At 66.3% G+C, this 12,389-nt stretch carries 6 protein-coding genes; 3 read left to right on the top strand and 3 right to left on the bottom strand.

Annotated features, from left to right (window positions below; translation table 11 throughout):
• The first annotated feature begins 277 nt into the window (after positions 1–277).
• The gene (locus D7S86_RS29640) at positions 278–1,054 is read left to right on the top strand and encodes a hypothetical protein (RefSeq protein WP_158602078.1); all 777 of its coding nucleotides are present in this window, start codon (positions 278–280) and stop codon (positions 1,052–1,054) included.
• Here D7S86_RS29640 and D7S86_RS24280 read toward each other — a convergent pair.
• Genes D7S86_RS24280 through D7S86_RS24290 form a run of 3 tightly spaced genes read right to left on the bottom strand, consistent with a single transcriptional unit; the run spans position 1,036 to position 8,911 of the window.
• Complete coding sequence (locus D7S86_RS24280; protein WP_121090256.1) at positions 1,036–4,395, bottom strand: efflux RND transporter permease subunit; 3,360 nt, start codon at positions 4,393–4,395, stop codon at positions 1,036–1,038. The two genes, D7S86_RS29640 and D7S86_RS24280, sit on opposite strands and share 19 nt — an antisense overlap.
• 9 nt (positions 4,396–4,404) lie before the next feature.
• The gene (locus D7S86_RS24285) at positions 4,405–7,524 is read right to left on the bottom strand and encodes an MdtB/MuxB family multidrug efflux RND transporter permease subunit (RefSeq protein WP_121090258.1); all 3,120 of its coding nucleotides are present in this window, start codon (positions 7,522–7,524) and stop codon (positions 4,405–4,407) included.
• A gap of 10 nt (positions 7,525–7,534) precedes the next feature.
• Positions 7,535–8,911 (bottom strand): MdtA/MuxA family multidrug efflux RND transporter periplasmic adaptor subunit, encoded by a 1,377-nt coding sequence (locus D7S86_RS24290; RefSeq protein ID WP_121090260.1) that lies wholly within the window; start codon positions 8,909–8,911, stop codon positions 7,535–7,537.
• 364 nt (positions 8,912–9,275) lie between these two features.
• On the opposite strand from D7S86_RS24290, the gene D7S86_RS24295 reads away from it, so the two are divergent.
• Positions 9,276–10,391, top strand: coding sequence for a succinylglutamate desuccinylase/aspartoacylase family protein (locus tag D7S86_RS24295; protein ID WP_121090262.1), 1,116 nt, complete (start codon positions 9,276–9,278; stop codon positions 10,389–10,391).
• A 313-nt stretch (positions 10,392–10,704) separates the two neighbouring features.
• Positions 10,705–12,342: a sensor histidine kinase gene (locus D7S86_RS24300; protein WP_121090264.1), complete on the top strand. Its 1,638-nt coding sequence runs from the start codon at positions 10,705–10,707 to the stop codon at positions 12,340–12,342.
• Positions 12,343–12,389 lie beyond the last annotated feature (47 nt).

The following is a 12,389-nucleotide window of genomic DNA, read 5'->3' on the forward strand; positions in this document are numbered from 1 at the left end:
GCGACAACCGGCTTCGGGCAGGTCGGCACACGACGCGATGCGCGGCCCGGTTTCGGGCGTTCAGTCCCGTCGCGTGACATGGGCGACGGACGCGCGTGCGAGGGACGACCGCGCGGTGCGCAAGACCCTATCGGACGGACCACGGCCTGGCATGACCCTGGAGCACGGTTTCGACATGCAAACACGGACGATCCCACGCATGAAAGCGGCGCAGTCGCAGATGCGACCGATGCCGCGCCCACAAGACGCACAGACGCAGGTGCGTCCGATACTGCGCATGCAAGACGCACAGACGCAGATGCGACCGATGCCGCGCCCACAAGACGCACAGACGCAGGTGCGTTCGATGCTGCGCATGCAAGACGCACAGTCGCAGACGCGTCCGATTCCACGCATGCAAGACGCGCAGACTCAGACGCTTCCGATGCCGCGCATGAAGGATGCGGAGACGCAGACGGAGATGCGCGGGATGCGATCCATGCGGGACGCGCAGACGCAAACGCCGACCGAATGGAAACTTGCTGACCTCGAGGCGCGCGCGGCGCAGCGTGCCGATCGCTTGGATGTCGAGCTGCGTGCGGCGCGTGCCGATCGCATCGATTTCGAGGCGCGACGCGCACGGGTGTTCGAAGGTTTGCGCGGCGCCGTCACGCAGCCGCGGAGTCTGTCTGCCGACCGGCACGTCACGCGCATTCAGGTCGGCGGGCCGGCGACCGAAGCGGTCGTGCGCGATGCGCGTTCGCCGAGCGGTAGCGCTGAGCATTCCGGCAGCCCCAAGCGATTCGGCAGCCCCGAGCATTCCGGCAGCCCCGAGCGATTCGGCAGCCCCGAGCGATTCGGCAGCCCCGAGCAATCCGACAGCTCCGAGCGATTCGGCGGCGCACGTGTGGTCGGCGCCATCTACAAACCCGGATACGGCCCTGAAACTGACGATGCGTCACCGCCGGGCACATTCGAGCGGCAACCTTCGACGCCGAGCAAGCCCTGTTGGGAAATCTTGCGAGAGATCACGCGTCTGCGGCCCGCCGATCCGTCTCAGGGATTCGTGATCTGACGCCGCCCGCGCCGCTGATCGACCCAGTGATGCAAGCGATCGAGGTATAGATAGACGACGGGCGTCGTATACAGCGTCAAGGCCTGGCTGACGATCAGGCCGCCGACGATCGAAATCCCGAGCGGCTCGCGGAGTTCCGAGCCTTCGCCGTGGCCGAACGCGAGCGGGAGTGCGCCGAGCAGCGCCGCGCACGTCGTCATCATGATCGGCCGGAAGCGCAACATGCAGGCTTCGAAGATCGCGTCGCGGGAATGCATGCCGCGGCGCGATGCGTCGATCGCGAAGTCGATCATCATGATTGCGTTCTTTTTGACGATCCCGATCAGCAGGAACACGCCGATCAACGCGATGATGCTGAATTCGACATGGAAGGCCAGCAAGGCGAGCAGTGCGCCGACGCCGGCCGACGGTAGCGTCGAGAGGATCGTGATCGGATGGATGTAACTCTCGTAGAGCACGCCGAGCACGATATAGATCGCGGCAAGCGCGGCAAGGATCAGCAGCGGCTCGTCGCTCAGCGATTGCTGGAAAGCCTGGGCCGTGCCGCTGAACGATCCGTTGATCGTCGCGGGCACGCCGATTTCGTTCATCGTCTCTTCGATCGCGTGCGTGGCATCGGACAGCGATGTGCCCGGCGGCAGGTTGAACGAGATCGTCGTCGCGACGAATTGTCCCTGATGATTGACCGACAACGGCGTGTTGCCCGGTCCGTATGACGCGATCGCCGAGAGCGGCACCATCGTTTCCTGGGCCGTACTGACCGGTGCGCCGCTCGATCCGCTCGATTTGCCGCTCGTCGCGATCGCATTGATCGTCGCGTTCCGCGCGGAATCCGCCGCAATCGTCGCGGCCGACGGGCCGGTCGAGGTCGATGAAGTCGTCGATGAGGTCGGCGCGGTTGCGGCACTCTGCGTCGCCTGCGCCGTGACCGTGCCTGTCGGCGCGTTGGTCGTCTGGCTGCCCGTCGCGGTGCCGCCCGACGTGCTGATCCAGATGTCCTTGAGGGTCTGCGGGTCCTGCCAGTATTGCGGCGCGACCTCCATGACCACGTGGTACTGATTCAGCGGGTTATAGATCGTCGAGACCTGGCGCTGGCCGAACGCGTCGTAGAGCGTGTTGTCGATCTGGCTCGGCGTGATGTTGAGCCGCGCCGCGGTCGCGCGATCGATATTGAGCTGAACGTCGAGCCCCTTTTGCTGCTGGTCCGAATTGACGTCGACGAGCACGGGATTCTTCTGGAGCGCCTGCACGAGCTTGTTCGACCACTCGTAGAGTTCGGTGCTCGAATCGCCGAGCAGCGTGAATTGATATTGCGCGTTGGTCTGCCGGCCGCCCACGCGAATATCCTGCACGGGCACGAGAAACGTCTGTCCGCCCGCGACGCGCGCGAGCTTCGGCCGCAGGCGCTGGTTGACCTCGTCGGCGCTGAGCTTGCGTTCGGCAAGCGGCTTGAGCGTGATGAACATGAAGCCCGCGTTCGTTGCGCGCCCGCCCGTGAAGCCGACCACGCTTTCGACCGCGGGATCCGACTTGACGAGCCGCGTGAGTTCCGTGAACTTCGTCTTCATCGCCTGGAACGAGGTCGCCTGATCGGCCTGAATGCCGCCGATCATATTGCCCGTGTCCTGCTGCGGGAAGAAGCCCTTCGGCACAATGATGTACAGATAGACGTTGAGCGCGATCGTGCCGAGCAGGATCAGCATGACGACGAGCGGCATGCGCAACGCGACTTCGAGCGAGCGGCGATAGCCGCGCTGGAGCAGATCGAACCCCGCTTCGAATGCGCGCGCAATGCGGCCCGGGGGCTTTTCATCGACTTCGCCGTCGAGGTTGTCGGACGCGCGCTCGGCGCCGTGCTTGCGCGGCACGCGCAACAGCAATGCGCACATCATCGGCGTCGTCGTCAGCGAGACGAGCAGCGAGACGCCGATCGCGAGCGACAGCGTGACCGCGAATTCACGGAACAGACGCCCGACGATGCCGCCCATGAGCAGAATCGGCAGAAACACGGCGACGAGCGACAGCGACATCGAAACGACGGTGAAACCGACCTCCTTCGCCCCGAGCAGTGCGGCCTGCATGCGCGACATCCCGTTCTCGAGATGGCGCGAGATGTTCTCGAGCACGACGATCGCGTCGTCGACGACGAAGCCGGTCGCGATCGTGAGCGCCATCAACGACAGGTTGTCGATGCTGTAGCCGAGCAGGTACATCGCGCCGAAGGTGCCGATGATCGAAATCGGCACGGCGACACTCGGAATCAGCGTGGCGCGCGCGCTGCGCAGGAACGCGAAGACGGTCAGGATCACGAGCACGATCGCGATGATCAGCGTGTAACCGGTGTCGCGCAGCGACGCGCGGATCGTGATCGAGCGGTCGGCGCTCGGCGTGATGTCGACGTCGGCCGGCATCGAACGCTGGAGTTGCGGCAGCATCGCCTTGACGCGATCGATCGTGTCGATGATGTTCGCGCCGGGTTGGCGATAGAGGATCACGAGCACCGCGGGCTCGCTGTTGAACAGACCGAGATTGCGCAGATCCTCGACGGAGTCGACGACTTCGCCGACATCGGCCAGCTTGATCGGCGCGTTATTGCGGTAGCCGACGATCAGATCCTTGTATTGGCTCGCCTGACGCGCCTGGTCGTTCGTGTAGATCTGAAAATGACGATCGCCCTGATCGTACGATCCCTTGGGCGCATTCGCGTTGGCCGAGGCGAGGGCGGCGCGCACGTCCTCGAGTCCGACGCCGTAGTGAAACAGCGCGTGAGGTTCGAGCTCGACGCGCACGGCCGGATTCGCCGAACCGCTGACGTCGACCTCGCCGACGCCCTCGACCTGCGAAAGCGCCTGCTGAAGCACCGTCGCGGCCGAGTCGTAGAGCTGGCCCCGCGTGAGTGTTCTCGACGTCATCGCGAGCACCATGATCGGCGCATCGGCGGGGTTGACCTTGTGATACGACGGATTCTGGCGCAGCGCGGCCGGCAGGTCGGCGCGCGCGGCGTTGATCGCCGCTTCGACATCGCGCGCGGCGCCGTCGATATTGCGGTCGAGTCCGAACTGCAGCGTGATGCGCGTCGAGCCGAGCGAGCTCATCGATGTCATCTCGGTCACGTCGGCAATCTGGCCGAGGTGCCGTTCGAGCGGACTCGCGACGCTCGTCGCAACGGTGTCGGGGCTCGCGCCGGGCAGGTTCGCCTGAACCGAGATCGTCGGGAAGTCGACCTGCGGCAGCGGCGACACCGGCAGCTTCACGAATGCGAACGCGCCGGCGAGCGCGATGCCGATCGAGAGCAGCGTCGTCGCGACCGGACGGCTGATGAAGAGCTTCGAGATGTTCATCGAAGCGCCTCAGACGTCCGTGCCGGCACGGCCCGCGTCGCCGTGATGACCGAAGCGTGCGCGCATGCGCTGCGCGAGGCGGTCGAAGCCCAGATAGATGACGGGTGTCGTAAACAGCGTGAGCAGCTGACTCACGATCAGGCCGCCCGCGATCGCGATGCCGAGCGGCTGGCGCAGCTCGGAGCCCGCGCCCCAGCCGAGCATCAGCGGCAGCGCGCCGAGCAGGGCCGCCATCGTCGTCATCAGAATCGGGCGGAAACGCAGCAGGCACGCCTGATAGATCGCTTCGCGCGGCGACTTGCCTTCGTCGCGTTCGGCTTCGAGCGCGAAGTCGATCATCATGATCGCGTTCTTCTTGACGATGCCGATCAGCAGCACGATGCCGATGATCGCGATGATGTCGAGGTCCTTGCCGGCCATCATGAGCGCAAGCAGCGCGCCGACGCCGGCCGAGGGCAGCGTCGAGAGAATCGTGATCGGATGGATGAAACTCTCGTAGAGCACGCCGAGCACGATGTACATCGTGACGATCGCGGCGAGGATCAGGAACAGCTCGTTCGACAGCGACGACTGGAACGCGAGCGCCGCGCCCTGATAGCGCGTCGTGAACGAGCCCGGCAGACCGATGTCGCGCTCGGCCTGCTCGATGGCCTTGACCGCCTCGCCGAGCGAGGCGCCCGGCGCGAGGTTGAACGAGACTGTCGTCGACGGGAACTGGCCCAGGTGGCTCACGACGAGCGGCGAGGTCTGTTCGGTGAACGTCGCGATCGAAGACAGCGGCACCTGGCCGGTCGTCGAGGTCGACGACGGCAGGTAGAGATCGCCGAGCGACTTCGTCGAGTGCTGGAGTTCGGGGTCGGCCTCCATGATCACCCGATACTGGTTCGTCTGCGTGAAGATCGTCGAAATGATCCGCTGGCCGAACGCGTCGTAGAGCGCGCTGTCGACGGTCGCCGGCGTGATGCCGAAGCGCGCCGCCGTGCTCCGGTCGATGTTGATGAAGACCGACGCGCCGTTCTGCTGGAGATCGCTCGCGACGTCGGCGAGCGCGGGCGCCTGCTTGAGCCGGTCGACGAGCTTGGGCACCCATGCATTGAACTCGTTCGAGTTCGCGTCTTCGAGGATGAATTGATATTGCGTCGCGCTGACCGTCGAGTCGATCGTCAGATCCTGCACGGGCTGCATGAACAGCTTGACGCCCGGTACCTGGTCGGCGTCCCGCTGAATACGGCGGATGATCTCGCTCGCATTCGCCTGGCGATCGTCGAACGGCTTCAGATTGATGAGGAAGCGCCCGGTGTTGACCGTGATGTTCGTGCCGTCGACGCCGATGAACGACGACAGGCTCTCGACATCGGGGTCCTTCAGGATCGCGTCGGCGAGCGCCTGCTGACGCTCGGCCATGGCCTTGTACGAGGTCGATTGCGTCGCCTGCGAGATGCCCTGGATCACGCCCGTGTCCTGAACCGGGAAGAAGCCTTTCGGAATCACGATATAGAGCAGGGCGGTCACCGCGACGGTCAGGATCGCGACGACGAGCGTCAGTCCCTGGTGATCGAGCACGACGCGCAGCGCGCGGCCGTACTGCGCGATGACGCCGTCGAAGAACGCGCGCGTGCGCGCCTCGAAGCTGCGGCTGCCCTTGGGCGGGCTGTGACGCAGGAGCTTCGCGCACATCATCGGCACAAGCGTCAGCGAGACGATCGCGGAGATCACGATCGTGACGGCGAGGGTGATCGCGAATTCGTGGAACAGCCGTCCGACGACGTCGCCCATGAACAGCAGCGGGATCAGCACCGCGATCAGCGACACCGTCAGCGAGATGATCGTGAAGCCGATCTGCTTCGAGCCCTTGAGCGCGGCGTCGAGCGCCGTCTCGCCGGCCTCGACGTAGCGCTCGATGTTTTCGATCATGACGATCGCGTCGTCGACGACGAAGCCCGTCGCGATCGTGAGCGCCATCAGCGAGAGGTTGTCGAGCGAAAAGCCGCACAGATACATGACGCCGAGCGTGCCGACGAGCGAGAGCGGCACGGACAGGCTCGGAATGATCGTCGCGTACGCGTTCGACAGGAACACGAAGATCACGATCACGACGAGCAGGATCGACACGCAGAGCTCGAACGCGACGTCGCGCACCGATGCGCGGATCGTCGTCGTCCGGTCGGTCAGCACGTGGACTTCGACGGCCGCGGGCAGCGTCTGGCGCAACTGGGGCAGCAGCTTCTGGATCGCGTCGACCGTGGCAATGACGTTCGCGCCGGGCTGGCGCTGGACGTTGAGAATCACGGCGGGCGTGCCGTTCATCCAGGCGCCGAGCTGTGCGTTCTCGGCGCCGTCGACGATCTTCGCGACATCGGTCAGCATGACCGGGCGGCCGTTCTTGTAGGCGACGACGGCTTTCTGATATTCCTTCGCGCTTTCGAGCTGGTCGTTCGCGTTGATCGCGTAGGCGCGCGTCGGTCCGTCGAAGTTGCCCTTCGGCGTGTTGACGTTGAGGTTCGAGATCGTCGTGCGCAGATCGTCGAGATTGAGGCCGTACGCCGCGAGCGCGCGCGGGTTCGCCTGGATCCGCACGGCCGGCCGCTGGCCGCCGCTGATGCTGACGAGACCGACGCCCGGCACCTGCGAGATCTTCTGCGCGAGACGCGTGTCGGCGAGGTCCTCGACCTGGGTCAGCGGCATGGTCCGCGAGGTCAGCGCGAGCGCGAGCACAGGCGCGTCGGCCGGATTGACCTTCGCGTAGATCGGCGGCGCGGGCAGATCGGACGGCAGCAGATTGCCCGCCGCGTTGATCGCGGCCTGGACTTCCTGCTCGGCGATGTCGAGCGGCAGGTCGAGATTGAACTGCAGCGTGATGACCGAGGCGCCGGCCGAGCTCGACGACGACATCTGGTTCAAGCTCGGCATCTCGCCGAATTGCCGTTCGAGCGGGGCCGTGACCGACGAGGTCATGACGTCGGGGCTCGCCCCCGGATAGAACGTCTGGACCTGGATCGTCGGATAGTCGACCTCGGGCAGGGCGGACAGCGGCAGAAAGCGCAGCGCGACGAGGCCCACGAGCATGATCGCGGCCATCATCAGCGCCGTGCCGACCGGGCGCAGGATAAAGAGGCGTGACGGGTTCATGCTTTACCCTTTACTGCGCGTCGCTCGAATGATGATGGCGGTGCGCATGGGCCGACGAGGCGCCCGACGCCCAGTCGGCGCCTGCCGCGCCGCTCGCACCGCTTGCACCGCTCGCACCATGGGGACCGCGCGCCGGAATCACGACCTTCGCGCCTTCGCGCAGCCGGTCCGCGCCATCCGTGACGACCGTCTCGCCGATCGACAGGCCCGACACGATGCTCGTGCGTTCGCCGTCGATCGGTCCGACCTTGACGACACGCACGGTCACGGTGTCGTCGGGCTTCACGACATAGACGAATTGGCCGATCGAGCCGGTCTGGACCGACGAACTCGGCACGATGATCGCGTCATGCACGGTGCGCACGAGCAGCTTCGTGTTGACGAACTGGTTCGGGAAAAGCAGGTTCTTCTTGTTGTCGAACAGCGCGCGCAGCTTGAGCGTGCCGGTCGTCGTATCGATCTGGTTATCGAGCGTGTCGAGATGTCCGCTCGCGATCGGGGTCGTGCCGCTGCGGTCGTAGGCGGTCACCGAGAGCTGCGCGCCGTCCGACACCTGCTCGAACACGGCGGGCAGATTGTCTTCGGCCAGCGTGAAGATCACGCTCATCGGCTGCATCTGCGTGATGATCACGACGCCGTTCGTATCGCTCGTCTGGACGTAGTTGCCCGGATCGACCTGGCGCAGGCCGACGCGGCCCGCCACGGGCGCGGTGATATGCGCGTAGACGAGATCGAGCTTGGCCGTGTCGATCGCGGCCTGATCGGTCTTGACCTGGCCTTCGTACTGCTTGACGAGGTACTGCTGGTCGTCGAACTGTTGCTGCGAGATCGAATCCTGCTTGATCAGCACCTGGTAGCGCGCGAGGTCGTTACGCGCCTGGAGCAGCAGCGCTTCGTCCTTCGCCTTCGTCCCCTCGGCGTTTTGCAACTGAATCTGATACGGACGCGGGTCGACTTGGGCGAGGAAGTCGCCGGCTTTGACCATCTGGCCCTCGCGGAACGCGACTTCGGTCAGCGTGCCCGCGATCTGCGTGCGGACCGTGACCGTCGCCAGCGGCGTCACGGTGCCGAGCGCGTTGATCGTCACGGGCATCTCCCCGCTCGTCGCCTTGGCGACCGTGACGGCCTGCGCCTGATTCATCGAATAGCGTCCGCCGCGTCCCGGCGGGCCACCGGGACCGCCGGGGCCGCCCGGCGCCGGCGTGCCGGCGCCCGCGGCGGCGGCGGCGGAGCCCGACGCGGTTTCGCGGCGATGATGGATCCACGCGATCAAGGCGACGACGAGTACGACGAGCAGCACGACCCAGGGCCAGCGGCGACTCGGGCGCGCGGGCGTTTCGGCGGGCGAACGGGAGGGCGGAGCGGGCGTGCGGTCTTTGTCGTCCATCAGGGAAAGGCGTCGAAAGGAGCGTGGATAGTACGGCTTGGGATCGGGGTCCGTTCGCGTGTCACGACATCGCGCGATATCAAGGGATACCCAACGATACCCCGTGAACCCGCGCACGGGCGGGGGCGCGCGTTGTCTCGCAGACGGCGTCGGCGCGGGCTCGAACGCGCGGTCCGCGCTCGCGCAATCGCGCGCGCGGCCGACCGCGTGCGCTCCCGCGACGGAACACGAGATGCTACGTCGGCAAGATGACAGCGTCCAGTTGCCATTCTTTCTAGGAGTTACGATGGCTTTCAAGCGCGCGTCACAAGGCGTTGCCGGGCTACAATCGCACGATCGCTGTTTAGCTTGATTTCGAAACTGCATGGAGATTCGACGCACGCCGCTCGTGTCGCCGTCGCTGGGCACGGCACGCGACTTGTTGCAGTACCACTTCGGACCCGCGCATGCGCCTCGGCGCATCGTCATCCAGTCTTCCGTGCATGCCGACGAGACGCCGGGCATGCTCGTCGCCTGGGTGCTCAAGCGCCGGCTTGCCGAACTCGAGCGCGACGGCCTCCTGCGCTCGCATATCGTCGTCGTGCCCGTCGCGAATCCGGTCGGGCTCAATCAGCGCGTCTCGGGATCGCTGATCGGCCGTTTCGACACGGACAGCGGGCAGAACTTCAACCGGCAGTTCCTCGATATTGCGTCGCTCGCGGGCGATCGGCTCGAAGGCCAGCTCGGCCGCGACGAGGCGCGCAACGGCATGCTCGTGCGCAAGGCCATCGTCGAGGCGCTCGGCGAACGCGCGCCGCGCACCGAGCTCGAATCGCTGCAGCTCGCGCTGCTGCGGCTCGCCGCGCCCGCCGATATCGTGCTCGACCTCCATTGTTCGCTTGAGGGCGTGCTGCATTTGTATACGCACGCGCGCGCCTGGCCGGCGTTCGAGCCGCTTGCGCGTTATCTCGGCGTCGGCACGTCGTTGCTCTGCGACGATTCGGGCGGCCATTCGTTCGACGAGGCGCTCAATCTCGGCTGGAGCCGGCTGATCGAACGGTTCGGCGACCATCCGATCCCCGCGGCGCCGCTCGCCGTCTGCGTCGAACTTCGCGGACTGCACGACGTCACGCACGCGCTCGCCGAGCGCGACGCGGATGCGATCCTTCAGTTCATCGCGCTGCGCGGCGGGATCGCGGGCGGCGTGACGCCGCCGCCCGACCTCATCCGCGAGCCGGTGCCGCTCACGGGTTCCGAGCAGATCGACGCGCCGTGCGCGGGCGTGCTCGTCTATCGCGCAGCGCTCGGGGCGTCGGTCAAACCGGGCGAGCCCATCGCGGACATCGTCGATCCCTTGTCGGATGCGGTGACGACGCTCGTGGCGTCGATCGAGGGCGTGCTGTTCACACGGCGCGTGGTCCGGTACGTGCACGCGGGCGCGATGGTGGCGCAGATCGCGGGCGCCACGCCGTTCCGCACGGGCCCGCTGTTGAGTCCCTAGTGGACGGGGGGGCGACGTCCGGGCTGACTGGCGGACCGTCCCGATCCGCCATTGTCGGGGCGGCAAGCGCCAACCTTTTGGCAATTCCGGGAAAGCACGGGATAATGTGCGCAACCGCACTTTCGAGCGGTGTCTTGCTTCGGCTCCGGCGGCATGCCGCGGACCCGGTGCCTGGTTGCCACAGTCTGGCCGGTCGGTGTGCCGGCAGCGCGTTCGGGAACGTCGGCCGCGATGCGGCCGCGTGCGCGGGCGCGCAGTATAGGGTGTTCGACTGTCGTCACGTATCCGCCAAGCACTGGAAGACGCCGAACGCATGAGACTTTTCACAAAGGGCCTGCTGCTGATCGCCATTCCGAGCGTGTTCGAGATCGGGCTGCTGGGCCTTGTCTACGCGACGCACCTCGATACGGAGGTCGCGGGCACCTGGGCCGCGCACAGCAAGCGCGTCATCGGGCAGACCAACGATGTGCTCGAGCCGATGCTCGTGCAGTCGATCCGCGTGCGTAGCGCCGCGTTGGCCAACGATCCCGCGGCGATCGACGATACGGCGCTCTGGACCGAACTCGACCGGCGCGTCGACCGGCTGACCGATCTCGTCGCCGACAATCCCCCCCAGGTCGCGCGTGCCGCGCAGATCCGCAACACGATCCAGCAATATCGCGAGTGGTCGTCGCATGCGCGCGAACTCATCGAGACCGGTCAGCGCGAGGCCTTGATTGCCCATCTGAGCGAGCCGCAGGGTAGCGCGCTCGTCGATACGTTCCGGCGCGAGCTCAATGCCTTCAAGGCCGAGGAGCTGCGTCTGGACGCCGCGCGGACCGAGGCCGTGCACGAGGCCCGCGAGCGTCAGCGCGGTTTGCTGATCGGCGCGGTGTTCGGTTCGATCGCGGTGGCGAGCGTCGCGATGTATCTCTTCATTCGCGGGTTTCGCGGTCGCCTGCTGGCGCTCGGCGAGAATGCGCGCCGGCTCGCCGACAATACGCCGCTGCCGCCCGCGCTGGCGGGCGACGACGAGGTCGCCCAGCTCGACGGCATCCTGCACACGACGAGTCGCCGCCTGGCGGCCGCCGATCGCGCGCGCAACGCCGTCAAGCGCGACCTCGAACATCGGGCCGCGCAACTCGCGCTCGCGAACGAACATCTGCGCCTGCAGACGGCCGACAACGAGATGTTCATCTACAGCGTCTCGCACGATCTGCGTTCGCCGCTCGTGAATCTTCAGGGTTTTTCGCGCGAGCTCGCGCATACGTGCAAGGATCTGCGCGATGCGCTGCGCGAGTTCGATCTGCCCGAGCACGAATGGCAACGTTTCGCACAACTGCTCGACGAGGAGATCGCCGAGTCGCTGCATTATCTGCAGACTGCGGTCATGCGGTCGGCCGACATCATCGATGCGCTGCTGACGCTCTCGCGCGCGGGCCGCGCCGAGTACCGGCCCGAACGCGTCGATCTGAACGTGCTCGTGCAGCGGATCGCCGCGCGGTATCAGGCCAAGCTCGAAGCGCTCGACGCGCGGCTCGTCGTGCATCCGTTGCCGGCCGTCGAGGCGGATCCCGATGCGATCGAGCAGGTGTTCAGCGGCCTCGTCGATCACGCGATCGAGAGCCTCGATCCGGGCCGCGCCGCGCGGATCGAGATCGGCGCGCGCGAATTCGAGGATCACCGCGAACGCGCGGGTCAGCATCCGTTGCAGCCGTTTGCGACGCTATATGTCGCGGATAACGGCCGCGGCATCGCGGCGTCGCAATTGTCGAAGGTATTCGCGGCGTTCTACCGTCCGCAGGGCGGCGGCGGGGTCGCGCTTGCGCTCGTGCGCCGGATCGTCGAGCGGCACGGCGGCCGCTTGTGGGTCGAGTCCGTCGAGCAGAGCGGTTCGACGTTCTATATGACCCTTCCGATCGGGGGCGTATTGCCTGCGATGCCGCCGGCCGCCGCGGAGAGCGCGGCATGATGCGAGTTCGAACCCTTGCCGGCGATGTGCCTCGCGCCGCTTTCCTG

The sequence above is a fragment of the Pararobbsia silviterrae genome (assembly GCF_003628125.1).
Taxonomy (GTDB): Bacteria; Pseudomonadota; Gammaproteobacteria; order Burkholderiales; family Burkholderiaceae; genus Pararobbsia; species Pararobbsia silviterrae.